Source organism: Ectothiorhodosinus mongolicus (assembly GCF_022406875.1).
Lineage (GTDB): Bacteria > Pseudomonadota > Gammaproteobacteria > Ectothiorhodospirales > Ectothiorhodospiraceae > Ectothiorhodospira > Ectothiorhodospira mongolica.
In genome coordinates this window covers 1,744,908-1,771,662 of record NZ_CP023018.1, presented here as the reverse complement: position 1 = coordinate 1,771,662, position 26,755 = coordinate 1,744,908, and the positions used below count along the sequence as shown (strand labels likewise).

The window sequence follows — 26,755 nt, the reverse complement described above, 5'->3', positions numbered from 1 at the left end:
GAGTTCGAATCCAAGGAAACGCCTTACATCAGCTCCATGCTGCGCAGAGCAAAGGCAGTCACCATCATCCCGCTGACATATAACGTAATGCCGGTACCGTTATACCAAGGCGCCAGTTCCTTAGGCTTTTGCACCAAACGCGTCATCAGCGCTACCTGCGCCAGCAGCACGGCGGTCACCGCCAACGCATATCCCGGAGCACCCCAACCCAGCAGCAGGCCAATCACCACCACCTGCGGCAACGCCATCACCCAACACGCCAAATGCGCCGCGCGATCCACACCCAACTGCACCGGCAAAGAGCCCAGGCCCATGCGCTTATCGCCTTCGATGGATTTGAAATCGTTCAAGGTCATGATGCCGTGGGCACCGATGCTATAAAGCACGGCCACGGCAACAATACGCCAATCCGGGAATACGCCTACCATCACCACCACGCCGGTGAACCACGGCACACCCTCATAGCAAATCGCCACCGCGGAATTGCCATACCAGCCGTTTTTCTTCAGTCGCGTCGGCGGTGCGCTATACGCCCAAGCCAACAAAAGCCCTAAAGCTGCCGCCAAAAATCCCCAAATCCCGAGCACGGTAGCGACCGCCAAGGACAGCAGCGTCCAAACCACGGCATACCAAAATCCCCAAGTCCCAGGTACGCGCCCCGAAGGAATCGGCCGGTTCGGCTCATTGATGGCATCGACGTGGCGATCGTACCAATCGTTCACAATCTGGCTGGTGCCACAGACCAAAGGCCCGGCCAACAACACACCCACAACAATCAGCACCCAGCGCTCACCAAAAGCCACGCCCGCAGAGACCACGCCGCAGGCATAAGCCCACATCGGCGGGAACCAAGTGACAGGTTTGAGGAGCTCAAGGAGCGCGCGAGGGGCGGGAACGGCAGACATTGGCGGTAAGGTATAGGGGGTTTATAGGGGCGTCAAGCCGCCGGATTGCCGCCTTCATGACGATTGTCAAACAAAGAAAGCACCACGGCCATTGAGGTTTGACAAAAGCTTAGCCGCCTCGCCACACTCGATGCGATTGCATTGACTCGGAGATTGACCGAATGCCCTCTGCCGGCAGCGGCCGCAAGGCGCCACCCCCGCTGTATACCCCAGAACAGCGCAAACGACGCGATGAAACACACTGGACTTTGGTGCAGGGCATTCTCGCGCCCACCCAATTTTTGGTGTTCATCATCAGCACCTGGCTGGTAGTGCGCTATTTGCAGACTGGTGAGGGTTTGTTCTGGGCGCATGCCTCGATCGTGCTTAAGACATTGATTTTGTACACCATCATGGTCACCGGTGCGATCTGGGAAAAAGTCGTCTTTGGTCATTATCTGTTCGCCAAACAGTTCTTCTGGGAGGACGTGGTCAGCATGGCGGTGATCGCCTTGCACACGATTTATATGGCTTCGCTGTTCGTGGCGTTTTTGACCGTCGAGCAGCAAATGTATCTGGCCTTGGTGGCTTATGCGATTTACGTCATCAACGCCGCACAGTTTATTCTTAAGCTACGCGCTGCAAGGCTGGGTGAGGCGGCTGCGAAAGCTCAGGCAGCCACCTCAGCATCAGCCGAGAATCCACCCATGGGAACCAGCGCGAGTACCGGTTCGGAGACGCGGACATGAGCGCCGATCTCGAACGCCGCATTCCGATTATTCGCGAACGCGGCCAGCACTCGGTGTTTTGCGGGCTGACCGGCATTATCTGGCTGCACCGCAAGATCCAAGATGCTTTCTTTTTGATCATTGGCTCGCGTACCTGCGCGCACCTGATGCAATCGGCCGCCGGCGTGATGATTTTCGCTGAGCCGCGCTTTGGCACGGCGATTATCGAAGAACGCGACCTGGCAGGCATGGCGGATGCCAATGAGGAGCTAGATCGTGTCGTGGGGCGTCTGCTAGAGCGGCGTCCCGACATACGCATGCTGTTCTTGGTGGGCTCTTGCCCCTCAGAAGTCATTAAGCTGGATTTGAGTCGAGCGGCTGAGCGCCTGTCGCAACATTACTCCCCAGGCGTACGGATTCTGAATTACACCGGCAGCGGCATTGAGACCACCTTCACCCAAGGCGAGGACAGCTGTTTGTCAGCCTTGGTGCCCGAACTGGAGACCCGTCCGGCCGGCTCTAACCAGCAACTGTTGGTGGTCGGCACCTTGGCCGATATCGTCGAGGACCAGTTCACACGCTTGTTCAAAGCCATGGGCATTGAGCAGGTCGATTATCTGCCGTCGCGTCGTTCGGATACACTGCCTAGCGTCGGCGAAAACACCGTGTTCTTGCTGGCCCAACCATTTTTGGGTGAAACCGCGCGCGCTCTAGAAAAACGCGGCGCGAAATACCTGTCGGCGCCCTTCCCGCTAGGGGTCGAGGGCACAACGGGCTGGCTCAAAGCCGCAGCAACGGCCTTCGACGTGGATGAGGCCCGCTTTGATGAAGTCACCCAGCCAGGGATCGCTCGCGCCAAGAAAAGCCTGGAGACCTATATCCCACAGCTCACCGGCAAGCGCTTATTCATGTTCCCGGATTCGCAACTGGAAATCCCCCTGGCGCGATTCTTACACCGCGAGGTGGGTATGGAATTGCTCGAGATCGGTACGCCGTATTTGCACAAGGGCCACCTAGAGCACGAGCTGGCCTGGTTACCAGAGGATGTGCAGCTCAGCGAAGGTCAAGATGTGGACAAGCAGCTCGATCGCTGCCGCGCCGCGAAGCCGGATGTGGTGGTCTGTGGATTGGGTCAGGCCAATCCCCTGGAGGCTGAGGGCATTACCACCAAATGGTCCATTGAGCTGGTATTTAGCCCCATACAAGGCTATGACCAGGCCGCTGATTTGGCGGAACTTTTTGCTCGGCCACTGCTGCGCCGACAAAAACTTAAGGTATAAGCGCATGCAACTGACCGTTTGGACTTATGAAGGACCGCCCCATGTCGGCGCGATGCGAGTGGCGACTGGCATGAGCGGCCTACACTACGTTTTGCATGCGCCGCAGGGTGACACCTATGCGGACTTGTTGTTCACCATGATTGAGCGTCGCGATCAGCGTCCGCCGGTGACCTATACGACCTTTAAAGCCCGCGACCTAGGCTCGGACACCGCAGCCTTATTCAAGAACACTGCCATCGAGGCCTTTGAGCGCTTCAAACCGCAGGCTATGTTGGTGGGCGCCTCGTGCACCGCCGAGCTGATTCAGGATGACCCAGGGGGCTTGGCCGAGGCCATTGGTCTGCCGATTCCTTTGATCCCACTAGAGCTGCCTTCCTACAGCCGCAAAGAGAACTGGGGCGCCTCTGAAACCTTTTATCAATTGGTGCGCACCTTGGCGAAACCGCCTACAACCGAGCGTGCGCCAGGCAGCCGACCTCGCTGTAATTTGCTCGGCCCCACGGCACTGGGTTTTCGGCATCGCGATGACATCATCGAGATCACCGCGCTGCTGGATCAGCTGGGCATTGATGTGCATGTGGTGGCACCGATGGGTGCCAGTCCAGCGGATATTGCGCGCATTCCTGAAGCCGATTTCAACGTCGTCATGTATCCGGAGGTTGCCGATACCGCGGCGCGTTGGCTGCAGCGCACTTTCAAACAGGATTTCAATACCACCATTCCCATTGGCGTGGGCGCGACTTTAGATTTTGTGCGCGAGGTAGCGGCCTTAGCTGGCGTCGATCCCGAGCCCGTCTTGGCCAGCGCGCCTTCGCGCCTGCCCTGGTATTCGCGCTCGGTCGACTCCAATTATCTCACCGGCAAGCGGGTCTTCATCTTTGCTGATGCCACGCATGCCGTAGCCGCAGCGCGTGTGGCGCGCGATGAGTTTGGCTTTGAAGTGGTGGGTCTAGGGACCTACAGCCGCGAGTTTGCGCGCGAGGTGCGCAACATGGCCAAAGAGCTGGGCATTGAGCCGCTGATTACCGATGATTATTTGGAAGTCGAGGCCCAGGTGGCTGAGCTGCAACCCGAGCTGGTGTTGGGCACGCAGATGGAGCGCCATATTGCCAAGCGCCTTGGCATTGGCTGCGCGGTGATCTCGGCACCAGTGCATGTGCAGGATTTTCCGGCACGCTACAGCCCGCAGATGGGCTTTGGCGGCGCCAATGTGCTGTTTGATACTTGGGTGCATCCGCTGATGATGGGCCTAGAAGAACATCTCTTGGGCATGTTCCGCGAAGACTTTGAGTTTCATGCCGAAGCGGCGCCATCTCATCTAGGCAAGTCCACTGCTGCGTCGTCGCCAAGCGAGGCCTCCTCGACATCCACCGCACCTTCTGGCGCTGAGACCCCAGCTGCTGCAGAGGGCTCAGATGCCAGCGCAAACGCCGCCTCCGATGCCGCTGAGGGCGAACCGGTCTGGCTGACTGATGCCGAACAAGAACTGAAAAAAATCCCATTTTTTGTGCGCGGCAAAGCCCGCCGCAACACCGAGCGCTATGCCAAAGAAAAAGGCATCCTGCAGATCTCGGTGGATACTTTATACGATGCCAAAGCCCATTTCGGGCGTTAGAGAATCCCCATGCCAAGCCCCTCTTACCAGAAACGCCGCGGTCAGCTTGAGACCTATTTCGACAGCACAGCAGCGGATGCCTGGAAAAAAATGACCTCGGACACGCCGCTGGGCCGGATTCGCGCCACCGTGCGGGCTGGGCGCGCACGTATGCGCCAGACGCTGCTGCAGTGGTTGCCAGAGAACCTGGAGAGCAGCTGGGTACTGGATGCCGGCTGTGGCACCGGTTCGATGTCCCTAGAGCTGGCACGACGCGGGGCGCGAGTGGTCGCCGTGGATTTGGCCGGCAATTTGGTGGAGATAGGTCGCGAACAGGCCAAGGCGGAGGGGCTGGATTCACTCATCGATTTTCGTGTGGGTGATTATCTGGATCCGTCTTTGGGCGAGTTTGATTACGTAGTGGCGATGGACTCATTCATCCATTACACCCCCGATGATGTGCTGCAAGTTTTGGCGACGTTGGCTGGGCGCACCCATGCGGCCATGTTGTTCACCTTCGCGCCACGCACACCCGCGCTGGCTTTGATGTACTGGATGGGTAAACTGTTCCCACGCTCAGACCGCTCGCCGTCGATCGAACCCGTGCGCGAGTCGATGCTGCGTGAACTGATTGGCTTGGAGCCTACTTTGGGTGACTGGCGGGCGGAACGCACGCAGCGTATCTCGCAAGGTTTTTACACATCACAGGCGCTGGAACTGAGAAACCATCACGCCAAACACCCAGTATGCTGATCCAGGTCATACTCGCAGTTCGGCTTTCCCACGCACCGGAATAATGTCTGGCAATATCCCTATTATCTGCGGGTACTTCCGCGCTGCATGTGCGCATAACTGGAGGAAATGAAATGCCAACCGGTGCCATCACTGAATATATCAATGTTGCCCAAGTCGCCCTGTATGTATTCTGGTTCGCCTTTGCAGCTCTAATCTATTATCTACATCGCGAGAATAAGCGGGAAGGTTATCCGCTGGAGTCTGACCGCTCGCCTTACATCACCGTACAAGGCTACCCCGCCGCTCCCGGGCCCAAGGAATACTTGGAGAAAGACGGCAGCAAAAACATTATTGCCAATGGCAATCCCGATACCCGCGAAATCCACGCCAAGCCTGTGGCCAACTATCCCGGTGCACCGCTAGAGCCGACGGGTAACCCAATGGTCGATGGCGTCGGCCCCGCTTCTTGGGCCAATCGCGCCGACATCCCCGATGTCACGATGGATGGCGTGCCGCGTATTGTTCCCATGCGCATTGCCGGTCATGGTTTTGCCGTGTCGTCCAACGATCCCGATCCGCGCGGCATGAAGGTGGTTGCGCTGGATGGCAAGGTTGCCGGCGAATGTCTGGATATTTGGGTGGACCGCTCCGAGGCGATGCCGCGGTACCTCGAAGTCAAACTGGCCGACGGCGGTATCCGCTTAGTGCCTATGTTCCTGACCAAGATCGCGCGCAGTGAGTACGGCCCGGCCAAGGGCACACCGAAGGAGCGTAGCGAAGACTACCGTGAGCGCTTCGTTCGTGTGGTCTCGGTCAAAGCCGAACATTTCGCTGAGGCCCCAACGGTCAAAGACCCCGAATCCATCACGCGTCTTGAAGAAGATAAAATCATGGCGTATTTTGGAGGCGGTCATTTTTACGCAACCCCACAACGCAAATATAAGTTCTTGTGAGTCACGACGACGATCATGCCGTTGAGCCGATTCGCGGTTTGCCTGAACTCCCCCCCAAGGGGGAGTTTATTTTGTGGCAGGGCGCACCGCATTGGACAACCTTAGCGCTACGCGCTTTTCACCTGCGCAAGGTGATCGTCTTTCTGGGTCTTTTCCTATTTTTGCGTGGTCTGACAGGCTTTATTGAAACCCAAACGGTTTTTGGTGCGCTGCTCTCCATGGGCTTTGTATTCATGCTCTCGTTAACCGCTATTGGTCTGTTCATGGCCCTCGCCTATGCTACGGCGCGCGCAACCGTGTATACCATCACCAATCAACGCGTAGTGATTCGCTTTGGTGTGGCGTTGCAGATGACCATCAACTTACCGTTCGCACTCATCGAAAGTGCTTCGTTGAAGACTTATCGCGACGGTACGGGCGATGTGCCCATGAAAGTGGATCCAGAGCAGCGAATTTCGTATGTGGTGTTGTGGCCACATGTGCGTCCTTGGCGCTGGCTTAACCCCCAACCGATGCTGCGCGGCATTCCTAATGCGCAGGCAGTCGCTGAAGTGTTGGCTAATGCCATGGCCGAAAACGCCGTGCAGCGCGGTCAATCATCACAAGATCCCGATCAAGGCACGGCAGCCACGGTCGGAGCCTAAACAGGCGGGCCCAAACATGGCTGAATCCAAGGAAGCTGAACACCCCTATCGCCGCTGGCTGTTTCCGGGCGTTGGCGCCTTGGTGCTGCTGGCCTTAGTCGGCATCTTTTATCTATCGACCAATGCCGTGTCCACCCCCACAACGCCAGTGCAACAGGCTACCCGCCCCGCCCCCTCACCCGTGCCTTTGGATCATGAGAACCGCACGCAGGTACAGCAATTATCGCTGCGCACTGAGGCGCACTTGGGTGGGCGCACGGCGATTGTGGATGCCGATGAGGGTCGTACCCTGCGGATGATTGAAGCGGGTGGGGAAGGTTTTATGCTGACCGTGCTGCGCATTATGGCTTTGGACAGACGCAATCGAGATATTGATCCTCAGGCGCCGTTTCTGCTGACTCGCTGGTCGGATCAAAGTCTGTCATTGGAGGATCCGCAAACGGGATTGCGCTACGAGCTTAATGCGTTTGGCTCGAGCAATGCGGCGGCTTTTGCGCGACTTTTTGATGCAGCGTATGCCCCCCAGTGATCCAGTACGCGCTACCCATTCTCTATGTGGTTTTCCTCTGGTGGTTTAGCACCGGGGCGATTATTTACTTAGACGGTTTGCCGCGCCGCACCTACCGCTGGAGCATGTGGGGGGCCACGATCCTAGGGGCTGTGGCGCTTTATGCGCTGGCAGTCACCGCCCATGATCCGTCCTTATTGGCCATCTACATCGCCTTCACCAGCGCCATTGTCTTATGGGGTTGGGTGGAGATGAGCTTTCTCATGGGCTTTCTCACCGGGAGCCGTCGCGATCGCTGTCCTGAGGGCGCCAAGGGTTGGCCCCGGTTTTGGTATGCGGTGCAGGCGATCTCCTATCATGAACTGCTGCTGCTGGGATTTTTCTTGGCAATATTGGGGATCACTTGGGGCGGGAGCAATCTGGTGGGCCTTTATACCTTCTTAATTCTCTGGGTGATGCGCACCAGTACCAAACTGAATGTGTTTTTTGGCGTGCGCAACCTCAATGAGGAATGGCTGCCGGACCATTTACGCTATCTAGAGAGTTATTTTCGTAAGCGGCCGATGAATGTGTTCTTCCCCGTCTCAGTGACCTTGGCTATGGCGGTGGCGGTGTTGTTGGTTCAGTCGGCGCTGGCCAGTGGCGCCAGCCTACAGCACACCGCGGGGATGACGTTTTTGGCGATGCTGATGTTGCTGGCGATTCTTGAGCACTGGTTTTTGGTGCTACCCCTGCCCTCTCAAGCACTGTGGAATTGGGCGCTACGCTCGCGTATTCCGGAAGATGCTGAATTCGTGCCCATTTATCCGCGCTATCAAGCTGCTAATGATCCGGACAAAACCCAAGCACCGGGTCCTCACCCCCTTCCCAACCGACCTGCCTAAACATGTCACAAGCTATTGATTCCTCGGGGCGTATTGGCCCCAATGCGATTACCCGCGTAGCCGAGGCTCTTGAGCATCGCGTGGATCTGAAAACACAGCAAGCCGTTTTTGCGGCAGCCGAGCTGCAGCATCATCTGACAGAGCCGCCGACCGAGATGGTGGATGAGAACGACGTGAGCCGGCTGCATCAAGCGCTGCGTGAGCATTGCGATGAGGAAACGGCCAAAACAGTGTCGCTGGAGGCGGGGCGGCTGACTGCGGATTATTTATTGGCGCATCGTATTCCGCGCCCGGTGCAGATCTTACTCAAACTCCTGCCGGCCCCTTTGGCCGCGCGCATCCTGCTGACTGCCATTGGGCGCAACAGCTGGACATTTGCCGGTAGCGGTCAGTTCAGTGTTGAGTACTCGCCACGGTTGCAGCTGCGCATCGACAATAGTCCTTTGTGTCGTCTGCTGCGGGCCAATAATCCGGTGTGTGATTATTATGCGGCGGTGTTTGAGCATCTATTCCGCCAGCTGGTGCATCGCCGCACGCGTGTGATCGAGTCGCAATGCGCCGCAGCCGGCGGTGAGGCTTGTTTGTTTGCGGTGAGCTGGAGTTAGTGGGCGGTAGGCCGACGGGTTTAGTGGGCACTGATCTGACGTTAGTGTGCGCTCAGCTTCTCCCGTACAACACCAGCATATCTTTGAGCTTGGCCGCCAGGTCCTCTGATACCTGGGACCAATCAAAGCGCCATTGCCAATTCCCCTCAACCGTACCCGGTTGATTCATGCGATGCTCGCTGCCCAGTGCGAGAATGTCTTGCATGGGCAAGATAGCGGTGTTCGCCACCGAGGCCAAGGCACTGCGAATCAACGGCCAGGGCATGGGCTCCTCTGGATGGCCCAAGTAGCTCAGCGCGCGTTGCTTGAGCTCTGGATCGGCTGCTTCAAACCAGCCCAGGGTCGTGTCGTTATCATGGGTGCCGGTATACACCACGCTATTTTGGATGTGGCGATGCGGCAAATAGGGGTTAGTGGCATCGCTGTCGAAAGCGAATTGCAGGATTTTCATGCCCGGCAACCCAAAATCATCGCGCAGGGCTTCCACCTCTGGCGTAATGATGCCCAGATCTTCAGCCACCAGTGGCAGTTCACCCCAGCGTTTTTGTAAAGCTTCAAACAGGGCGCGACCGGGCGTGGCACGCCAGTGACCATTCATCGCCGTGGGTTCATCCGCCGGGATATACCAGCAGGCCTCAAACCCGCGGAAATGGTCGATGCGCAGGCAATCCACTTGTTCAAGGATCGCCGCAAAGCGCTCAAACCACCAGCTAAAGCCCTGCTCTTGCATGCGTTCCCAGTGGTAATGCGGATTGCCCCAGCGCTGCCCTGTCGCTGCGAAATAATCCGGGGGCACGCCCGTGACATAGCGCGGCTGCCCGGCCTCATCCAGATCGAAAAGATCGCGATGCGCCCAGACATCGGCGCTATCTAACGCCACAAAAATCGGCATGTCGCCCATCAGCATGACGCCCTTCTCGTGCGCATAGCTCCGCAAGGCTTGCCACTGCGTAGCGAACGCAAACTGCGCAAACCGAAACGCCTCTTTACCATCGGGGTCGTACCCCATTCCTTGAATGGGGTACGACCCCTTTTTTTCGAGGTACAAAACGTAGTCGTCGAGCCAGAAGGCTTGACGCTGTTTGTAGTCGGCGAAGGCGGCGTGGGCGGAGGGATCGGCGTGGGTTTGAAAATGCTGTAGGGCGCGCTGCCAAGGCCGAGCATCGAGGGGATCAATGTCGCCGCCGCGCCAGGCATCTTCAGGGGCCAACCAGCCGGCTTCTACCAAAGCCTCGGGACAGACCAGGCCGACATTGCCGGCATGCACTGACATGGTTTGATACGGCGAGCGATCCCCATGCGGCTGGTTCAGCGGCAAGACCTGCCACAGGCCAAAACCACTCGCCTGCAAAAACTCAATGAACCGATAGGCTTCTTTGCCCAACGTGCCCTGCAAGCCGGGCCCGGGCAAGGAAGTGGGATGCAGCAGGACCCCCGCCTGACGGCGCCCGAAACTAGCGGGCATAATGCGGGTTATCCCCCAACATGCCCGGTGTCACCACGGTCACACCGCTCGGGGAAACAAAAAAGCGCTTAGCGTCCTCTTTAAGATCCACGCCCACTTCCATGCCCTCGGGAATCCGGCAGCCTTTGTCTAGCACGGCCTTTTGAATCACCGCGTTGCTGCCGATCTCCACATTGGGCAGGATGACCGAATCGGTTACCTTGGCATGGCTGTTGACGGTAACGTTGGAAAACAACAACGAGTGTCGCACAGTTGAACCCGAGATAATGCAGCCACCCGAGACCATGGAGTCCACGGCCATGCCGCGGCGATCATCGTTATCAAAGACGAACTTAGCCGGTGGCAGCTGTTCTTGATAAGTCCAAATGGGCCAGTCCATATCATACAAATTCAGCTCTGGGGTAACGCCGATAAGCTCAAGGTTAGCCTTCCAGTAAGAGTCGATGGTTCCCACATCCCGCCAGTAGGCCTGCGAGTTGGTTTGCACATCGCGAAATGGGTAGGCCATGACGCGGTAGGATTTAATCACTCTGGGGATGATGTCCTGGCCAAAGTCGTGACTGGAGTCGGCGGTATCGGCGTCCTTAATCAGCTGTTCATACAAAAAGCGGGTGTTGAACACATATATCCCCATCGAGGCCAGCGCCTTACCCGGTTTGGTGGGAATGGCCTGCGGCTCTTCGGGCTTTTCATCGAAGCGACGTACGCGCCCTTCGCTGTCTACACCCATGACGCCAAAGCCCTTGGCCGTCTCTAGATCCACCTCGAGACAACCCACGGTCATATCGGCGCCCGATTCCACGTGATAGGCGATCATGTCGCCGTAGTCCATCTTATAGATGTGGTCACCGGCGAGGATCAGCACGTAGCTGGGATCATGATCGCGGATCAGGTCGATGTTTTGGTAGACGGCATCGGCTGTCCCTTTATACCAAGAGGTACCAATTCTTTGTTGCGCCGGCAGCAGCTCAATGAACTCGCCGAACTCACCGCGCAAAAAACTCCAACCCCGCTGGATATGCTGAATCAGCGAATGGGCTTTGTATTGGGTCACGACACCGACCCGGCGAATCCCGGAATTAATGCAGTTGGACAAAGGAAAATCGATGATGCGGAACTTGCCGCCAAAAGGGACTGCAGGCTTGGCGCGCCATTCTGTGAGCTGTTTGAGCCGGGATCCTCGCCCGCCAGCCAGGATCAAGGCCAGTGTATCGCGGGTAATTCGGCTGACGAATCGTTGCGACTGTGGTTTCATGGCATTGTGTTTCCTCTGAATGTCAGCCGGGCTTTGCCTTGCCATGGCCGATCTTTATCACCACAATTTAAATGGTATTTTATCATGGAACCCTTATGAGTGGATCCTCCTCCATCGAACTTCAGGCACTGCTGCAACATCGGCATCATGACCCTTTTTCCATTCTTGGTCGACACCCGGATGGAAAAAACTGGGTGATACGCGCGTTGCTGCCGCATGCAGCGAAAGCCAGCCTGCCTGACCTCGATGACATGCCCATGACAGCCCTAGGTGAGGGCCTGTTTAGCTGTAGCGGCAATAGCCATGCTCTGCCGGCACACTATCGGATCTGCTGGGAGGACCACCATGGTCATCAGCACACGATCCATGACCCTTATAGTTTTGCAGCGCAAATCAGCGATTTCGATCTGCATTTATTCGCCGAAGGGCGGCATTGGCATGCCTATCGCTTTCTCGGCGCGCATGCCTGGGAAGTCGAGGGGGTGATGGGTTTGCGCTTTGCGGTTTGGGCCCCGGCTGCTGCGCGGGTTTCCGTGGTGGGCGACTTCAACCATTGGGATGGGCGCTGTCACCCAATGCGCGTGCGCGGCGGCAGCGGGGTGTGGGAGCTGTTTATTCCGGGTCTTAAGCCCGGCTCCTTGTATAAATACGAAATCCGTAATCGCGATAGCGGTGAGGTATTCACCAAGGCGGACCCCTATGCACAGCAATTTGAGCTGCGTCCCAAGACCTCATCGGTCGCCGCCCTGCCCAGCCAACATGCATGGGGTGATGAGGCCTGGATACAGCAGCGTCATGCCGAGGCTTGGCTGCATCGCCCCATGTCGGTGTTTGAGGTGCATCTGGGCTCTTGGAAACGCGATGCCCAAAGCGATTTTTTGGATTACCGCACGCTGGCAAAAGAGTTAGTGGATTACATCAAGCCCTTGGGCTTTACCCATATTGAGCTCCTGCCAATCACCGAGCATCCCTTTGATGGCTCTTGGGGCTATCAAACCACCGGCTATTACGCACCGACGCGGCGCTTTGGCGAGCCGGATGATTTTCGTTGGTTCGTGGATTACTGCCACCAAAATGGCATTGGCGTGTTGCTGGATTGGGTACCCGGGCACTTCCCCAAAGATGCTTTTGCCTTGGCGCGTTTTGACGGCAGCGCCTTGTATGAGCATGAGGATCCGCGCCTTGGCGAACATCGCGATTGGGGCACGCTGATATTCAATTACGATCGCAACGAAGTGAAGAACTTCCTGCTCTCCAGCGCCATGTACTGGGTGGAAGAGTTTCATATTGATGGCCTGCGCGTCGATGCCGTGGCTTCGATGTTGTACCTGGATTACTCCCGCAAGGCTGGCGACTGGCTGCCCAATAAGTTCGGCGGCCGCGAGAACTTGGGCGCTATCGAGTTTCTGCGCGAGCTTAACAGCAGTGTGCAAGGCCATCATCCCGGCACGCTGATCATCGCTGAGGAATCGACTTCATGGCCGCAGGTGACGCGCCCTACTTGGCTGGGCGGCCTGGGTTTTGCGATGAAATGGAATATGGGCTGGATGAACGACACTTTGGAGTACTTCAAGAAAGACCCCGTGCATCGGCATTTTCACCACGACCAGCTGACTTTTGGCCTGCTGTATGCCTTTACTGAGAACTTCATGCTGCCGCTGTCCCATGATGAAGTGGTGCACGGTAAGCGCTCCTTGCTGCATCGCATGCCGGGTGATGAGTGGCAACGTTTTGCCAATCTGCGCTTGCTGTACACACTCATGTGGACCTATCCGGGTAAGAAGCTGTTGTTTATGGGCTGTGAATTTGCGCAGAGCGAGGAATGGAGCGAGGAGCGCGGCCTGGATTGGTGGCTTTTGGATTACCCCCTGCATCAAGGCATGAAGCAGCTGGTGGGGGACTTGAACCGGCTTTATCGCCAGCAAAAGGCGCTGCATTACTATGACTTTGAGTGGCAGGGTTTTGAGTGGATTGATTGTCATGATGCGGCGCAATCGGTGCTGGCTTATCTGCGCAAAAGTGCAGATAACGGCGATGCCGTGATCACGATACTCAATTGCACGCCGATGCCTCGCCATGGTTATCGCATTGGGGTGCCTGCTCCGGGGCTTTATCAGGAGCTCTTAAATTCCGATTCGAGCTTCTATGGTGGCAGCAATCTGGGCAATGTCGCGGTGCAAGCCGAGGAGATCCCGTGGATGGGTCGGCCCTACTCTATTAGCCTGACCCTGCCGCCTTTGGGCGGGCTGGTTTTAAAGCAAAGCTAAGTCGGGTGCATTGGCTAGAAAAGATCGGCCCCGCTGTCATATACTCGCAAGCCATGGGGCGGTAGCTCAGCTGGGAGAGCGTCGCGTTCGCAATGCGAAGGTCGGGAGTTCGATCCTCCTCCGCTCCACCAAATAATGGGGACAGATTTATTTTTTCATGAAAAAATAAATCTGTCCCCATTATTTATCCACAGGGGTCTGACCCCAAAATAAATTCGTCCCCTTTTTATGGTTCTGCTTTGAATAGCCCGAGCCACCTCACTTCGAGGTCTGCCTCGAATGCCGCGCCGTAGGCCACTATGCCCACCGACTGAAGGCGGCTGACGTCGATTGGGCCGCCGATCGCCCGACCTTCAAATGCCGTGAATGGAATGAATTGCTCGCGCCACTCAAGGCCAACATCGATGGGGGCACGGTAATGCTGCCAGGGTTGCCGCGTCTGTTGTGTGCGCAGATGAAGATAGTAAGGACCGGGCACACCGCGCACTATGATGCGCAAGCCCTGCCAGGCCCGCGCATCGAAACTGCCGCCATTGGTCACTAATGGCAAACGAACTTGGATGAACCCGCCACCGTTTTCTAGGCGGACCGCACCGCGCAGGAAGAGCACTGAACCTGAATCGGACTCCCGATAGCCCATCTGCATATCGGACTGCCCGCCCATGACCCGATCAGTCAAACCCTCCCAAGACGTACCGAGCGCAGAAAGACGCGCATCCTCCTGAAAATCATCGATCACAAAGCTGTCTGTCATTACCCTACCCTCCGCCAAGCTCCCCGTTCGGGGTCTGGGGTCATACCCCAATCTTCAAGAGTTTAACTGATTGCCCGTGAGTTTTACGTACAGTATTATGTGCATGAACAACATTCTGTACAGGGGCATGGTTATGGATGCAATTAGCTACACAGCCGCTAGAACGAATTTAGCGAAAACCATGGATCGCGTCTGTGAGGACCACGATCCGGTGATCATCACCCGTAGCAAGTCGCAGTCTGTGGTGATGATTTCCCTAGAAGACTACGAAGCACTGCAAGAAACTGCTTACCTGCTACGCGCACCAAAAAATACCCGGCGTCTGCTGGAATCCATTGCTGAGTTGGAACGAGGCGGCGGCCAAGAAAAGGCGCTGCTTAAATGAAACTTGTCTTCTCCGAAATTGCCTGGGAAGACTCTCTATTCTGGCAGAGAACCGATAGAAAAACTCTTCAAAGAATCAATAAGTTGATTAAGGAAATCCAGCGGGACCCGTTCAAAGGCACTGGCAAACCAGAGCCCCTCAAACACAGCCTCACAGGATACTGGTCTCGCCGGATCAATGAAGAGCACCGGCTGGTTTACAAGGTCAGGGATGACGCTTTGCTGATTGCACAACTGCGGTATCACTACTAGCGACAAAAAAGGGGGACGGATTTATTTTTTCACTAAAAAATAAATCCGTCCCCTTTTTTACTCGGCATCGAGCTTATCAAGCAGCTCAAGGCCGCGTTTGACATCACCTGATGCCGCCAAGGTTCGGAAACGAATTTCACTATCGAACTCGGCCAGTGTCTGAGTCGACATTTCTTCAATAAGCTTATTGACGCTCATCTTCTTGCGACGAGCCAGCGCTTTCAGACGGTTGTGTTTGTCATCGGGTAACCGAATAGTTAACGTAGCCATGGCATTATCCTCTCATAGCAATTGTTCTGGCGTCAGTATGCGAAGATCGGGTGACCTTTCCCCAAAGTTTGCGCCATTAGCTTGATGAGATCTTGGTTATTTTATGCTGCACGTTTGGCAAACTCCACAGGTGGCAGATAGCCCAGTGAGCTGTGGGGTCGAACCTGGTTGTAATGGTCCCGCCACTCATCAACTGTGCTCCTGGCTTCCTCAATGGATCTGAACCAGTGCTGATTCAGACATTCGTTCCTGAACTTGCCATTGAAGCTCTCGACAAAAGCATTTTGGGTGGGCTTTCCTGGCTGGATAAACCCAAGCTTTACCCCAGTATCTCGGGACCAAAAGTGCATGGCTTTGCTGGTGAATTCGCTACCGTTGTCCATGGTGATCATTCTCGGCAGTCCCCTTGAGGCAGCTAACTGGCCTAGATATCGAACGACCTGATGCCCGGAGAGGGAAAAGCCAATCAGCTGGCCGACCAGCTCTCGGGAGAAGTCATCCACAATGTTCAGTATCCGAAAGCGTCTGCCATTGCTGAGCTGATCTGCCACAAAGTCCATCGACCAGCGCTGGTTTGGGACCGTTGGGACTTCCATGGGAAGACGAGGGCGTTGCAGTTTCTTGCGCTTCTTGGTTCTCACTTGGAGGCCCTCCTCACAATAAAGACGATAGGTTCGCTTCTTGTTGACCACCAGCCCCTCACTTTTGAGCAGGCCATGCAGCAACAAGTAGCCGTAGCGCGCATTGGTGCTCGCCAGAGCCTTGAGACGGGCCCTGAGCGCCTCATCACGGGCCTCTCTTCGTTGATACCGGAGGGATGAGCGGCTCACGCTCGCCAGCTCACAGGAACGGCGTTGACTGATCCCAAACTGCCCAACCAAATGCCTCACCACCTCTCGGCGTTTGGCTGGGCTCACCACTTTTTTGAGAGCACGTCCTTCATGGCCTCAACTTCGAGTAGCTTGTCAGCCAGGATGCGTTTGAGCTTGTGGTTCTCAGACTCTAGCGCCTTGAGACGCTTGGCGTCATTGACTTCGAGGCCAGTGTACTTGCTTCGCCAGTTTTAAAAAGTCCCTGCTGAAATGCCTAAATCACGGCATATCTCGTCAACTTTGACCCCGGATTCATGACGCTTGATGGCTTTGATGATCTGTTCTTCGGTATATCGCTTCTTCATGTGAGATCTCCTCGTTACATCGTAATGGAAATCTCATCGAACTTTTGGTGCTTATTTTGGGGGAAAGGTCAAAGGCGCTCCTGACAATTACGCACGATCTCTTTGAGATCAATCGTGTCGGTACGAGGTATCACATATTCGGCCTCAATCTGACCCAATTGCGCGCAACGATCGATGATGCTTTGCATATCTGCGATCGCTGCGGACACCTTGCTGGCGTATTCCGTCTCGCCGTATGTGACTAGGCGTATCGTCGACAAAGGGTTCTTTAGCTCATGCGTCAACATATCCATGAAGCGTTTTTGCTCTTCCCGCCTCTCTCGTTCGATACGAACCTCTCGCTCAACCATGAGCAGCCGCTCTTGAATCTTGGCCTGCTGGCGACTGCGATGACGAGCGCGTAGCTGCAGGGCGGCCATCATCATCAAGCTGGTGACGAGGTTGTAGAGCATGATGCCGTATAAAGTCAGCGGCTCCACCCGAATCAGGCCGAGAACCGGCAGTACATAAATCCAAAGGACAATGGCCAGCAGGAGAAATAGCAAGGTGAGCTGGTTGCGGGATAAGACCGGCAGATCCTCTTCACTCGAGGTCTTCCAGACGCGCGCCGTGGCGGCGAGGTACAAGCCAAGCATGGGCATGAATAACGATAGCAATGCCACCGTCTCCAAAGCCATTTGCGTGTATCCAGACCACTGTAAGATCACCTGCACGGGGAAAAACAACAGGCAACCGGCAAACAGACGGATGGCCCAAGGCTGAGGGTCATATTCTTTCAGAAACTGGTAGACAAACCAGATGGCTGCCGCCGTCATGATGAAAATGTTGAGGCTAAACAGCTCGTTAAGAAGAGCCGGTGGTAGATAATCCGACAGCCAAAGGCGCCAGTACCCCATGTAGCCGGCGGCGTGGCTCATGACGGCCAGCTGTTTCACCAGAAAACTGGCCATGAGCAGGCTGGGCTCCAAGAGCCATTGAAACAGTGCCCAAATGACGATCAGAAACAACACACCGAGCAGAAGCGAGGCGAAAACCTCGTAGAGGCGATCTTGCCTGAGCACCTGGCTGGGTGGCAGCACCTGTGCCGCCAGCAGTGTGGTACTTCGTGTTTCAATCTTAAGGTATAGATAACGCGGCTGATCACCCACGGGAATAACGAAATTGAAATTCAAGGATTGGTATTCATCAACCGAGAGTCGTGTCATGCCCCCGGTTTGTCGCACATGCTGGCTAGGTTCGAGCGGGTCAAAGAGCGTGATGTAATCCAGGTACTGGGGCTGAATACGCAGAATGTGCGGCTGTGATGTGGTGGCCAGCGAGGGATCGATACTTAGCCTGACCCAGTGTGGCGAGCTTTGATAGCCGCGAGTCAAGAGCCCTCTATAGGGTTGAAAAAAAAAGGGGGACGGATTTATTTTTCCTTGCGGAAAAATAAATCCGTCCCCCTTTTTCGTCGTCCCCCTTTTTCGTCGTCCCCCTTTTTTGTCGTGAGGCGTGTTCGTAATTCGCGAAGTCGCACTGTGCCAATTTTGAAACCTGTTTTTAGCCGTTAGTCGCTACACTAAAAACTAGTTTCAGGTCCCAGGAAATGATTCTCTTGAGGCCGGGTTCAGTGATCGCGAAAAAACAAAAATCTTCCACTCAACTGGCTTTAGATCTTGAGCGATGAATAAAAACACTCACCCACTCAGTGGATTGCTGGTCGTAGCTTTGGAGCATGCGATTGCTGCGCCATTTTGTACACGACAGCTGGCCGATCTCGGCGCGCGAGTGATCAAAATAGAGCGACCAAAACACGGAGATTTTGCACGGAATTATGATGATCGAGTGAAAGGTATTTCATCTCATTTTGCATGGACTAATCGCTCGAAAGAGAGCTTAACCTTAGACATTAAAACTCCCGAGGGGAAAGATATCTTGATGTCACTCTTGGCCAAGGCTGATGTGTTTGTACAAAACCTAGCACCGGGAGCCACCCAACGACTTGGATTGAGCTACGAAACATTAAAAAACTCGAATGATCAACTGATTGTGTGCGATATCTCCGGCTACGGTGATTCGGGTCCCTATCGGGATAAGAAGGCCTATGATCTTCTGATTCAAAGTGAATCAGGATTTTTGTCGATTACTGGAACACCCGATGAACCCTCCAAAGCGGGATGTTCCATTGCGGATATTGCCGCTGGCATGTATGCCTATTCGAATATTTTAGCCGCGCTCATCAAACGAGGCCTCACCCAAAGCGGATGTCGCATCGAAGTCTCTATGCTGGAATCCATGGTGGAATGGATGGGGTATCCCCTCTACTACGCTTTTGAAGGCGCAGAACCACCGGAAAGAGCCGGCGCATCTCACGCAACGATCTATCCCTATGGGCTATTCTCTGGTAACGATCAGGGGACTATCGTTTTGGGATTGCAGAATGAGAAGGAATGGGCACTATTTTGCAATGAGGTTCTCAAAAAACCGCATCTTCTGAGTGATGAGCGATTTAAAACTAATTCAGCTCGATCGGAGCACAGAAGCCTTCTAAAAAAACTGATAGATGACGTATTCGCGCAATACAGTGCGGATGAAATCGTGACGCTTTTGGACAAGGCCGGCATCGCGTGTGCCCGCGTGAATACATTGAACGAGGTTTGGGATCACCCACAGCTCACCGCGAGAAATCGTTGGACCCAAATCGGCAGTCCCTCTGGCGCCTTGCCGGCACTCTTGCCACCCGGCATCGATTCAGCAGATCATGCAAACATGGGTCCAATCCCAGGACTGGGTCAACACAGCCGAACGATTCTCACTGAATTAGCTTATAGCGACGAACAAATTCAAACACTCGAAGATAACGGGATCATCTGAACCATCACGCATGCGCAGCTTCCTTTTTGTCCCTGCCACTACACCGGAACGGTTCGCAAAAGCTAGGACCAGCGGCGCTGATGCCGTCATCATTGATCTGGAAGATGCCGTCTCGCCCGAACAAAAAGAAAGCGCCCGACGCCAGCTGGATGCCACCCTCAAAACGGATCGCGATTTTCTGGTGCGCATCAACGCTCCGGGTAGTCCTTGGTTCGACGAGGATCTGAACGCCATAATCGCGGCAGACCCGCTTGGCGTAGTCATCCCCAAGGCGGAATCTACCTCGCAAATCGAAGCAATCACTGCGCGGCTCAATCCGCGAGTTCGCATCTTCCCGCTGATTGAGACTGCAGCGGGATTGGCGCACTGTCGAGAGATCGCCAAAGCCACACAGGTCACGGCATTGATGTTTGGCACCTTAGATTTCCAATTGGATCTTAACCTTCAACTATCCAGCCAAGACCTCAATCCTTTTCGCCTTGAATTGACACTCGCCTCGCGCCTGGCGGGGATTGCGGCGCCCATTGATGGGGTCTGCGTTGATTTTCGCGATGATGCCAAGCTGAATGCTGAGCTTCATAATGCCGTGTCAGTGGGCTTTGGCGGCAAACTGTGTATTCACCCCTGTCAGGTGGCCGCTACAAACACCGCTTTCCTGCCCAGCAAAGATGAGATCGCTTGGGCAGAACGTGTCATTGAAGCCGACTCGGCCAGCGGAGGTGCTGCTACGGTCTGCAATGGAATGATGGTCGATAGACCCGTCGTCGAGCGCGCTCAGGGCATTTTGCGCCTAGCACAATCACGCTAAACCGCCCCTGCCCCTTAGTCTTGTAGCGTCTTCAAGTAAGCAATCAGGGCCTGCAACTGTTCCTCCGACAACTGCGTTCTCCACTGCATACGTGTGCCCGGGACTAAGTTCTTAGAGTCACTGGCCAGCCATCGGTGCAGATAGGATTCGTTCCAATCAATGCCCGAGTTCGCTAATGCTTGGGAATAGCTATAGCCCTCTTGAGTGCCCGCCCGCCGCGCATAGACTCCATGTAGCGTCGGGCCAAAGATGTGCACACCCGGTTCTACTGAATGGCAAGCCTCACATAAACGAAAGACTTCCTGACCTTGAAGCGCCAATGGCTCATCGGCAAACGTCTGGGACGAAGTCACGACCAAAACACTGCACACACAAACGACAACAAAGTTTTTGATATTCATGATGGTTTTACCAAAAAAAGGGGTGACATCGAAATGTCACCCCAATTTACTGCCGGAGGATGAAACTTAAGCGACACCGCGGATCATTTCGGCACATTTCCAGCCGATCATGATCGAAGGTGCATTGGTATTACTGGTGGTGATTTTGGGCATCACGGACGCATCGGCCACCCGAAGGTGTGAGATACCCCGAACCCGCAGCTGCGGGTCCACCACCGCCATATCGTCCACACCCATCTTGCAAGTGGAGGTCGGATGGAAGTAGGTGTGCGCACACTTGGCAATAAAATCATTCCAAGCGGGCGTACCCGGACGCACGTTGTCTCCGGGCAACCATTCTTTGGCCCGAACCGAGGCGAACTGCGACTGTAGAGCGGTTTCACGAGCCAATTCAGTGGCTTGCGAGAACACACGACGGTCGTGTTCAGTCGCAAGGTAGTTCGGATCAATGATGGGTGCGTCGGTGACACGGTTAGAGCGCAGCTTCAATGAACCCGTGCTGGTGGGTCGTGCCAAACCGGACAGGATCGACCAACCGTTCTTGATACCATCCATCGGCAAAGCCGGGGTGGAGAACGGAATATTCAGGTACAAAGTGATCATATCCGGTGCCACCACACTGCTGTCCGACTTGGCCCACATGTACACCTCAGAGGCGTTGTAGTTGGACTCAGGCAAGGCCGTGGGAGACTCATAGTTCGGTCCACCACCCAGCACATGATCCTGCAGATTTTGACCCACACCGGGCAGGTCTAATACCGAAGCGATACCCACCTGTCTGAGATCCGCACGCGGCCCAATACCGGAGTGCAGCAGGATACGCGGGGTATCAATGGAACCGGCTGACAGGATCACTTCCTGATCGCAGCGAACGACTGTTGGCTGGCCATTGTGCAGATACTCCACACCCACACATCGACCACGTTCGACAATCACTTTGGTGACCGGTGAATCGGTCAGAACCGTCAGGTTCGGACGCGCCATCGCCGGCTTCAAAAAGGCCACACCCGTGGACTGACGACGCTGATCTTTGATGGTGAAGTTAACCCAAGCCGGGCCTTCCATTTGTTCGGCGTTAAAGTCCAAAGTCTCAGTGAACCCGAGTGCCTTTGAGGCCTCGATGAACATCTCACCACCGGGGTGGCGCAGGTTTTCCTGAGGACGAGTGACCGACAAAGGACCGCCGACCGCACGATAGGCGTTAGCCCCTCCTTCCCAGTTTTCAAAGGCTTTAAAGTAGGGCAGCACGGAAGCATAGTCCCACCCCTCACAACCAGCCGCCGCCCAACCATCAAAGTCACTTTGGTGACCGCGAGCAAAGATCATGGCGTTGAGGGAACTGGTACCACCAATCACATTACCGCGCGGCCAATTGTGCTCACGGTTTGCCGTGTGCGGCTGCTCCGTGGTCATGAACCACTTGGTGGCACGAGTGCCCAGAGTCTCTGCCCAGCGCCGGGGATCATGGATCTCCGGCACATCGTCGGTACCACCGGCTTCAAGCACCAAAATCGATGCATCAGTGGTGGTGGCCAGCCGGTATGCCAAAGCAGAACCGGCGGACCCCGAACCGACAATGATGTAGTCATAAGAGCGACGACCTTGCGGCGCTTCTCTTGATGACTGGGCAAAGGCATTGCTCGAGTAAACCACTGCAAGCGAACTACTCATTGCAGCGGAAATACCCAGCAGCCCAGCCTTTTTCAAAAACTCACGGCGCTCAAGATTACCTTCGCTGTAGTCGCGAATAATGCTTGAGAGTGTTTTTTTATCCAGAGCCATTTCGTCTACCTCTTCAGGTGCATCAAGGGTTTGATGTCACGCTTTGGATTAGAAAATGCGCAGAATGCGGATGTTGACGCGACCGTCTTCTTTAAGACCATCTGCCAAACCAGGATGGTCTCTGACGCTTACATCACGGCCTGCAATGGCGATGATCTGAGTCTTGGGGCCGACAAAGAAGGAACCGCCAATCCCCACTTTCGTGACTCTAGCCTCGTCCCCAGCAGCCACGCCATCAAAGGTGTTTTCCCCGCCCCACACATGGGACACAAGGAAACGCAAATCAGATGTTGGACTCGTGTGGTACCGCAACCAACCCTGAACTTGGTACAGAGGGTCCTGCGAGCGAGTCACCCCATCCGAACCAAAATCCTTGTTATCCCCGTGAATCATTACGTCACCCACAAGGTCAATGGAAAAACGCTCAGAGAGGCGGCGAACGTGGGCAACCTGCAAATTAAACTTCCAACGATTTTCGCCCAGATTGAGCGTCTCTTTGTTGCGATCGTACTCACCGGTCGGAACATACAGGTAAGGAGTAAAACCTGTCCAAACACCGCGGTCGGGGTCGTTCTGTGGCCAAAAGGTGGATGCGAAAATCACGTCACCAATCCCACTACTTCCATCTGACTCTGCCAAGCGCCCGCGCGGGTCGACGCGACCAAACGGAATGAGAACCTGCGGATCAGCAACCATACCGCCGATTTCGGTGAAATGAACCAACCTCAAAATTCCGATATCCGTATTCAGGTCATCCCGGCTGGCATGCTGCAGGTACAGCAGGCCGAGATTGGTGCCCGGGGGTGCTGCTTGATAGTCACCTGCATCCACATCAATCGCTGATGCTGAGGTTGACATAAATAGTGCTGCACTGGCCGTGCCGGCTAAAAACAGTTGGCGTAACTTACCCGTTGAGCCTTTCATAGCCCATCTCCTCATCGTTATAAAGTTTATAATTTCAGTTGTATTTAATTAGACTTCACTTACGGAACATATAGGTCTTACTGTTAGTAAACTCACACAGCCCTTCATGCCCATTTTCTACACCCATACCTGACATCTTGTGCCCACCAAAGGGGATATCGATGCCATGAATATGAATCTCATTTACCCAGACCGTGCCGGCCTCAATGCGCTTAGCGACATCAATAGCTTTCTGACGATCCCCACCCCAAACGGAGCCTGCCAATCCGAAGCTCGTATCATTGACACGCTGAATCACGTCCTCAACGTCATCGAATGAGAGGATCGGTAAAATCGGGCCAAAGGGTTCTTCTTTGACGATGCGGCTGTCTTCGGGCGGATTATCCACAATGGTCACGGGGACGAAATTACCCGCCTGGCTTTCATCAATCTCACCACCCAAAGCAAACTTGTAGCCTTTCTCGCGGGTGTCTTTAAATAAGCTCAGCAGCTTGTTGTACTGCATCTTGTTTTGGATGGGGCCGAGATCCGTACTCGAATCCATGCCATCGCCCACACGCTTACTTTGCGCATACTCGACAAAGGCCTTGACGAACTCAGAATGGATGCTGGAGTGCACATAGAGGCGCTTAACCGCGATACACCACTGACCTGAGTTGCCGAAGGCGGCATCAAACAAGGTAGGAATGATGGAACGCCATTCCGCATCCGGCAGAACGACCGCAGCATCATTACCGCCCAGTTCCAGTGTGATTCGCTTTAAGTTACAGGCGCCGCTTTGCATCACTTTCTGACCGGTGGCGGTCGAGCCGGTGAAGCTAATCTTGGCAATATCGTTATGGGTGGTCATGTACTGGCCAATATCATTACCGCCTGAAACAATATTGAGTACGCCGGCAGGGAAGATATCAGCGGCGATCTCTCCGAAGAACAAAGAGGTGAGCGGCGTGTAGGGCGAGGGCTTAAGCACCATCGTGTTGCCCGTTAACAAGCAGGGAGCGATCTTCCACAAACCCAGTAGCACTGGGAAGTTCCACGGAGTGATGGCACCCACCACGCCCAACGGCGTATGGTGCACTTCCACCACATGCTCATCGGTGTCCTCAATCACTTCTGGCTCTAAGCGGCGCTTAGCCACTTCTCGAACCCAGTAAATGCTGGCATCTACTTCACCGGTTGCCATACTGTGAAAGGGCTTGCCCTGCTCCAAGGTCAGCAGCGCGGCCAATTCTTCTTTACGCGCTTCCAAAGCATTGGCATAGCGAGTGACATAGTCCGCGCGCTCATCGGCGGAAAGACGGGACCAGCTCTTGAATGCACGCTTGGCTGCCTGGATGGCCTGTTCCACTTGGTCAACGGTTCCGTCGGGCGCTTGAGCGATGACGGCGTTATTGGCGGGATTAAATACATCGAAAGTCTGGCTGCTGCTGACCATCTTGCCGTCTATTAATAGGCGGAACTGGCGGTCTAAAACTGCAAGACGGGGATCTGCTGATGCAAACTTCGGTTGACTGCTCATGTCCATATCTCCTTGGGTGCGTTTTTAGATTTTTTTATGATTATTATTAATGAGTCTAGCCAGCGTTCACCTGGCAATGGAATTGCCTTGTGGGCAGACCACCCTTCGCATTTAACGAAGGGGTCTTTTATGAGATTTTTTAGTGGGTTAGCCGATCTCTAAACCAAAGCAAGCGACTCAAGCTGACAGTCTTACCCAGCTTGCTGAGTCAGCATGCCGGCGGCGGTTGCGTGTAGCCAACCAAGAAACACGCCAATGAATAGTGAAACAGGCACAATGATGAGTGAGTTCGCCAGACTCAAGGACAACAGACTATCGAGATTGAAGACGCCGTCGGTCTGTGCCAAAAAAGCAAAACTGCTGGCAAAACCATAGAAAGTCGCCGGCACCACACTCAGCAGGCCGATTTTTTGTGCAATGACCATAATCGGAGCCATAACGGCCACGATCAGCGCAGCGGCGACGGGAACCCCGAATGGCAGTACACCCATAGAGAGAATAACCGCAAATAGCCAAGCCATGAATGCACCAAACAACATCGACGCTGAGACAGAAGAGATGACTGAAGCGATGCCGCCGGACTGAAGATAGGCGGCCCAACCAATGAAGGCACACCAAATCAATAAGCCTGGAAAACTCAAAAATGCCAAAGTGGTAATAGAAGCGATTACTGATGCACTAATTGCGAACGCGTAGACCACATTCATGGGTAAGCCTCCTGTTGGATATTTAAAAATAATTCATGCCAATATTTGGAAAAACGGGTAGTATTACGAACTGTATATATTGCTAATGACACACATCGAGCCAAGATAGATACTGTTTTATTTATATTTTTCCGGGCTCAAAAAACTCAGACCCAGCTGTCGACTTATTGAGACAAATTCTATGCTCCCTGACCTTGTTTCCTTGAATCTTTTCATTCGTGCAGTTGAGCGACGCAGCATCTCCAAGGCGGCCCTCGAATCGCATATTGCTCTGGCCGCGGCCAGCCGACGCATTGCGATGCTCGAGCACTGTTATGGCGTTCAACTGTTGTACCGATCGGCTCAGGGAGTCGAACCTACCGCCGCTGGAACCAGCCTGCTTTACCATGCGAGACGCCTCCTGCATCGCGAGTCGTTGATGAAAGCAGAGATGTCTGATTTTCTAAACGGTATCAAAGGCCATATTCGACTCCAGGCAAACACTTCCGCCATCACCCAATTCCTACCCCAAGAGTTGGCGGTATTTTCCGAGAGTTTCCCGGAGGTGAAGATTGAACTGACGGAGAGTCGGAGCTCCCTAATCATCCAAGCACTCAGAGATGGGAACGCCGATCTTGGCATCGTCATGGATGGCCCAAGTTGCGAGGGAATCACGCGCTTTGCGTACCACCAAGACACACTAGTCGTCGTGGTCCCCAAGGGGCATGAAATGACATCGAAAAAGGTGTCCTTTGCGGAAACGCTGAAATATGACTTCGTTGGTTTGGACGGGGATACGGCCATCATGGGTTTGCTGTCAGCAGCCGCCAAGGAACTGGATGAACCCCTACGCTTGCGGGTCCAAGTCAGTAGCTTTGAAGCCGTATGTAAATTTGTGCAAGCAGGGATCGGTATCGGCGTGTTACCTAAATTAACCGCAGAGGAATTTGGCCGAGGCATGGGGCTTCGGCTTATTGAGTTGGACGAGGATTGGACCTCGAGAGAAATGTATGTTTGCGTACGCAGCATCAATGCACTCTCCGCGCCAACCAAAACCTTGATTTCCCATTTAATAGGAACCACGGATCTTGATCAGACCAAAATCGATTAGATAATTACCTTTTAATTATCTTTTTTCGA

At 54.7% G+C, this 26,755-nt stretch carries 26 protein-coding genes, 1 tRNA gene and 1 pseudogene; 16 read left to right on the top strand and 12 right to left on the bottom strand.

The genetic code is table 11. The features are described 5' to 3' along the window. Positions 1-23 precede the first annotated feature (23 nt). The gene (chlG, locus tag CKX93_RS08680) at positions 24-905 is read right to left on the bottom strand and encodes a chlorophyll synthase ChlG (protein ID WP_076753878.1); all 882 of its coding nucleotides are present in this window, start codon (positions 903-905) and stop codon (positions 24-26) included. A gap of 161 nt (positions 906-1,066) precedes the next feature. On the opposite strand from chlG, the gene bchF reads away from it, so the two are divergent. The 9 genes from bchF (at position 1,067) to bchJ (ending at position 8,815) form a co-directional block, all read left to right on the top strand. Next, positions 1,067-1,633: a 2-vinyl bacteriochlorophyllide hydratase gene (bchF, locus tag CKX93_RS08675; protein WP_076753876.1), complete on the top strand. Its 567-nt coding sequence runs from the start codon at positions 1,067-1,069 to the stop codon at positions 1,631-1,633. After that, the gene (locus CKX93_RS08670) at positions 1,630-2,892 is read left to right on the top strand and encodes a ferredoxin:protochlorophyllide reductase (ATP-dependent) subunit N (RefSeq protein ID WP_076753874.1); all 1,263 of its coding nucleotides are present in this window, start codon (positions 1,630-1,632) and stop codon (positions 2,890-2,892) included. The genes bchF and CKX93_RS08670 overlap by 4 nt, the downstream gene beginning before the upstream one ends. Before the next feature lie 4 nt (positions 2,893-2,896). Then, entirely contained in the window at positions 2,897-4,507 is a 1,611-nt protein-coding gene (gene bchB, locus CKX93_RS08665) for a ferredoxin:protochlorophyllide reductase (ATP-dependent) subunit B (protein WP_076753871.1), read from the top strand. A gap of 9 nt (positions 4,508-4,516) precedes the next feature. Beyond that, the gene (gene bchM, locus CKX93_RS08660; RefSeq protein ID WP_076753869.1) at positions 4,517-5,239 is read left to right on the top strand and encodes a magnesium protoporphyrin IX methyltransferase; all 723 of its coding nucleotides are present in this window, start codon (positions 4,517-4,519) and stop codon (positions 5,237-5,239) included. Between the two features lie 113 nt (positions 5,240-5,352). Then, positions 5,353-6,174 carry a photosynthetic reaction center subunit H gene (gene puhA / locus CKX93_RS08655; protein WP_076753867.1) on the top strand — a complete coding sequence of 274 codons (822 nt, stop codon included), beginning with the start codon at positions 5,353-5,355 and terminating at the stop codon, positions 6,172-6,174. Next, complete coding sequence (gene puhB, locus CKX93_RS08650) at positions 6,171-6,818, top strand: photosynthetic complex putative assembly protein PuhB (RefSeq protein WP_076753864.1); 648 nt, start codon at positions 6,171-6,173, stop codon at positions 6,816-6,818. Before puhA ends, puhB begins: the two co-directional genes overlap by 4 nt. 16 nt (positions 6,819-6,834) lie before the next feature. Next, positions 6,835-7,347 carry a photosynthetic complex assembly protein PuhC gene (gene puhC, locus CKX93_RS08645; protein ID WP_076753862.1) on the top strand — a complete coding sequence of 171 codons (513 nt, stop codon included), beginning with the start codon at positions 6,835-6,837 and terminating at the stop codon, positions 7,345-7,347. After that, positions 7,344-8,210 (top strand): putative photosynthetic complex assembly protein PuhE, encoded by an 867-nt coding sequence (puhE, locus tag CKX93_RS08640; protein WP_076753860.1) that lies wholly within the window; start codon positions 7,344-7,346, stop codon positions 8,208-8,210. Before puhC ends, puhE begins: the two co-directional genes overlap by 4 nt. A gap of 2 nt (positions 8,211-8,212) precedes the next feature. Beyond that, on the top strand, positions 8,213-8,815 hold the full coding sequence (gene bchJ, locus CKX93_RS08635; protein ID WP_076753858.1) for a bacteriochlorophyll 4-vinyl reductase: 603 nt from the start codon (positions 8,213-8,215) through the stop codon (positions 8,813-8,815). Positions 8,816-8,867: 52 nt separating this feature from the next. Here the strand turns inward: bchJ and malQ are convergent, their stop codons facing one another. Together malQ and glgC are read right to left on the bottom strand one after the other, a co-directional pair. Next, a complete protein-coding gene (gene malQ / locus CKX93_RS08630) occupies positions 8,868-10,280 on the bottom strand; it encodes a 4-alpha-glucanotransferase (RefSeq protein WP_076753856.1) in 1,413 nt (470 codons plus the stop codon). Then, a complete protein-coding gene (gene glgC, locus CKX93_RS08625) occupies positions 10,270-11,535 on the bottom strand; it encodes a glucose-1-phosphate adenylyltransferase (RefSeq protein ID WP_076753855.1) in 1,266 nt (421 codons plus the stop codon). Before glgC ends, malQ begins: the two co-directional genes overlap by 11 nt. A gap of 95 nt (positions 11,536-11,630) precedes the next feature. Between glgC and glgB the strand changes: the two genes are divergently transcribed. Further along, the gene (gene glgB / locus CKX93_RS08620) at positions 11,631-13,802 is read left to right on the top strand and encodes a 1,4-alpha-glucan branching protein GlgB (RefSeq protein WP_076753853.1); all 2,172 of its coding nucleotides are present in this window, start codon (positions 11,631-11,633) and stop codon (positions 13,800-13,802) included. 55 nt (positions 13,803-13,857) lie between these two features. Beyond that, positions 13,858-13,933: transfer RNA gene (locus CKX93_RS08615), tRNA-Ala, on the top strand. 95 nt (positions 13,934-14,028) lie between these two features. Here the strand turns inward: CKX93_RS08615 and CKX93_RS08610 are convergent. After that, positions 14,029-14,556 carry a CIA30 family protein gene (locus CKX93_RS08610; protein WP_076753851.1) on the bottom strand — a complete coding sequence of 176 codons (528 nt, stop codon included), beginning with the start codon at positions 14,554-14,556 and terminating at the stop codon, positions 14,029-14,031. Between the two features lie 133 nt (positions 14,557-14,689). Here CKX93_RS08610 and CKX93_RS08605 point away from each other — a divergent pair, with 133 nt between their 5' ends. Further along, positions 14,690-14,941, top strand: coding sequence for a type II toxin-antitoxin system Phd/YefM family antitoxin (locus CKX93_RS08605; RefSeq protein WP_076753850.1), 252 nt, complete (start codon positions 14,690-14,692; stop codon positions 14,939-14,941). Next, the gene (locus CKX93_RS08600) at positions 14,938-15,192 is read left to right on the top strand and encodes a Txe/YoeB family addiction module toxin (protein ID WP_076753848.1); all 255 of its coding nucleotides are present in this window, start codon (positions 14,938-14,940) and stop codon (positions 15,190-15,192) included. The genes CKX93_RS08605 and CKX93_RS08600 overlap by 4 nt, the downstream gene beginning before the upstream one ends. 57 nt (positions 15,193-15,249) lie before the next feature. Here CKX93_RS08600 and CKX93_RS08595 read toward each other — a convergent pair whose 3' ends face one another. The 3 genes and pseudogenes from CKX93_RS08595 to CKX93_RS08585 form a co-directional block, all read right to left on the bottom strand. Then, positions 15,250-15,462, bottom strand: a complete 213-nt coding sequence (locus CKX93_RS08595; protein ID WP_076753846.1) for a CopG family transcriptional regulator — start codon at positions 15,460-15,462, stop codon at positions 15,250-15,252. Between the two features lie 101 nt (positions 15,463-15,563). After that, positions 15,564-16,639 (bottom strand): annotated as a pseudogene (locus tag CKX93_RS08590) (IS3 family transposase). A 68-nt stretch (positions 16,640-16,707) separates the two neighbouring features. Beyond that, the gene (locus CKX93_RS08585; protein WP_338066010.1) at positions 16,708-18,054 is read right to left on the bottom strand and encodes a 7TM-DISM domain-containing protein; all 1,347 of its coding nucleotides are present in this window, start codon (positions 18,052-18,054) and stop codon (positions 16,708-16,710) included. 250 nt (positions 18,055-18,304) lie between these two features. Between CKX93_RS08585 and CKX93_RS08580 the strand changes: the two genes are divergently transcribed. Beyond that, the gene (locus CKX93_RS08580; RefSeq protein WP_076756287.1) at positions 18,305-19,495 is read left to right on the top strand and encodes a CaiB/BaiF CoA transferase family protein; all 1,191 of its coding nucleotides are present in this window, start codon (positions 18,305-18,307) and stop codon (positions 19,493-19,495) included. 10 nt (positions 19,496-19,505) lie between these two features. Continuing rightward, on the top strand, positions 19,506-20,303 hold the full coding sequence (locus CKX93_RS08575; RefSeq protein ID WP_076756286.1) for an HpcH/HpaI aldolase/citrate lyase family protein: 798 nt from the start codon (positions 19,506-19,508) through the stop codon (positions 20,301-20,303). Between the two features lie 14 nt (positions 20,304-20,317). Here the strand turns inward: CKX93_RS08575 and CKX93_RS08570 are convergent, their stop codons facing one another. From CKX93_RS08570 to CKX93_RS08550, 5 genes are all read right to left on the bottom strand, one after another. Then, positions 20,318-20,704, bottom strand: coding sequence for a c-type cytochrome (locus tag CKX93_RS08570; RefSeq protein WP_084178731.1), 387 nt, complete (start codon positions 20,702-20,704; stop codon positions 20,318-20,320). Between the two features lie 66 nt (positions 20,705-20,770). Next, on the bottom strand, positions 20,771-22,486 hold the full coding sequence (locus CKX93_RS08565; protein WP_076756285.1) for a GMC family oxidoreductase: 1,716 nt from the start codon (positions 22,484-22,486) through the stop codon (positions 20,771-20,773). Positions 22,487-22,534: 48 nt separating this feature from the next. Beyond that, positions 22,535-23,410, bottom strand: a complete 876-nt coding sequence (locus tag CKX93_RS08560; RefSeq protein ID WP_076756284.1) for a transporter — start codon at positions 23,408-23,410, stop codon at positions 22,535-22,537. Positions 23,411-23,465: 55 nt separating this feature from the next. Further along, entirely contained in the window at positions 23,466-24,929 is a 1,464-nt protein-coding gene (locus CKX93_RS08555; protein WP_076756283.1) for an aldehyde dehydrogenase family protein, read from the bottom strand. Between the two features lie 191 nt (positions 24,930-25,120). Continuing rightward, positions 25,121-25,636, bottom strand: coding sequence for a DUF1097 domain-containing protein (locus CKX93_RS08550; protein WP_076756282.1), 516 nt, complete (start codon positions 25,634-25,636; stop codon positions 25,121-25,123). Positions 25,637-25,817: 181 nt separating this feature from the next. Here CKX93_RS08550 and CKX93_RS08545 point away from each other — a divergent pair, with 181 nt between their 5' ends. Beyond that, positions 25,818-26,726 (top strand): LysR family transcriptional regulator, encoded by a 909-nt coding sequence (locus tag CKX93_RS08545; RefSeq protein ID WP_076756281.1) that lies wholly within the window; start codon positions 25,818-25,820, stop codon positions 26,724-26,726. Positions 26,727-26,755 lie beyond the last annotated feature (29 nt).

Bases quoted from the DNA above. Each gene is read 5' to 3' on its own strand.
- CKX93_RS08600 (WP_076753848.1), top strand. From the start codon at position 14,938: ATGAAACTTGTCTTCTCCGAAATTGCCTGGGAAGACTCTCTATTCTGG.
- CKX93_RS08570 (WP_084178731.1), bottom strand. From the start codon at position 20,704: ATGAATATCAAAAACTTTGTTGTCGTTTGTGTGTGCAGTGTTTTGGTC.
- CKX93_RS08610 (WP_076753851.1), bottom strand. From the start codon at position 14,556: ATGACAGACAGCTTTGTGATCGATGATTTTCAGGAGGATGCGCGTCTT.
- bchM (WP_076753869.1), top strand. From the start codon at position 4,517: ATGCCAAGCCCCTCTTACCAGAAACGCCGCGGTCAGCTTGAGACCTAT.
- CKX93_RS08560 (WP_076756284.1), bottom strand. From the start codon at position 23,410: ATGAAAGGCTCAACGGGTAAGTTACGCCAACTGTTTTTAGCCGGCACG.
- CKX93_RS08565 (WP_076756285.1), bottom strand. From the start codon at position 22,486: ATGGCTCTGGATAAAAAAACACTCTCAAGCATTATTCGCGACTACAGC.
- CKX93_RS08550 (WP_076756282.1), bottom strand. From the start codon at position 25,636: ATGAATGTGGTCTACGCGTTCGCAATTAGTGCATCAGTAATCGCTTCT.
- puhA (WP_076753867.1), top strand. From the start codon at position 5,353: ATGCCAACCGGTGCCATCACTGAATATATCAATGTTGCCCAAGTCGCC.
- chlG (WP_076753878.1), bottom strand. From the start codon at position 905: ATGTCTGCCGTTCCCGCCCCTCGCGCGCTCCTTGAGCTCCTCAAACCT.
- CKX93_RS08580 (WP_076756287.1), top strand. From the start codon at position 18,305: ATGAATAAAAACACTCACCCACTCAGTGGATTGCTGGTCGTAGCTTTG.
- CKX93_RS08595 (WP_076753846.1), bottom strand. From the start codon at position 15,462: ATGGCTACGTTAACTATTCGGTTACCCGATGACAAACACAACCGTCTG.
- glgB (WP_076753853.1), top strand. From the start codon at position 11,631: ATGAGTGGATCCTCCTCCATCGAACTTCAGGCACTGCTGCAACATCGG.
- malQ (WP_076753856.1), bottom strand. From the start codon at position 10,280: ATGCCCGCTAGTTTCGGGCGCCGTCAGGCGGGGGTCCTGCTGCATCCC.
- bchF (WP_076753876.1), top strand. From the start codon at position 1,067: ATGCCCTCTGCCGGCAGCGGCCGCAAGGCGCCACCCCCGCTGTATACC.
- bchJ (WP_076753858.1), top strand. From the start codon at position 8,213: ATGTCACAAGCTATTGATTCCTCGGGGCGTATTGGCCCCAATGCGATT.
- bchB (WP_076753871.1), top strand. From the start codon at position 2,897: ATGCAACTGACCGTTTGGACTTATGAAGGACCGCCCCATGTCGGCGCG.
- CKX93_RS08575 (WP_076756286.1), top strand. From the start codon at position 19,506: ATGCGCAGCTTCCTTTTTGTCCCTGCCACTACACCGGAACGGTTCGCA.
- CKX93_RS08555 (WP_076756283.1), bottom strand. From the start codon at position 24,929: ATGAGCAGTCAACCGAAGTTTGCATCAGCAGATCCCCGTCTTGCAGTT.
- puhC (WP_076753862.1), top strand. From the start codon at position 6,835: ATGGCTGAATCCAAGGAAGCTGAACACCCCTATCGCCGCTGGCTGTTT.
- CKX93_RS08670 (WP_076753874.1), top strand. From the start codon at position 1,630: ATGAGCGCCGATCTCGAACGCCGCATTCCGATTATTCGCGAACGCGGC.
- glgC (WP_076753855.1), bottom strand. From the start codon at position 11,535: ATGAAACCACAGTCGCAACGATTCGTCAGCCGAATTACCCGCGATACA.
- CKX93_RS08605 (WP_076753850.1), top strand. From the start codon at position 14,690: ATGGATGCAATTAGCTACACAGCCGCTAGAACGAATTTAGCGAAAACC.
- CKX93_RS08545 (WP_076756281.1), top strand. From the start codon at position 25,818: ATGCTCCCTGACCTTGTTTCCTTGAATCTTTTCATTCGTGCAGTTGAG.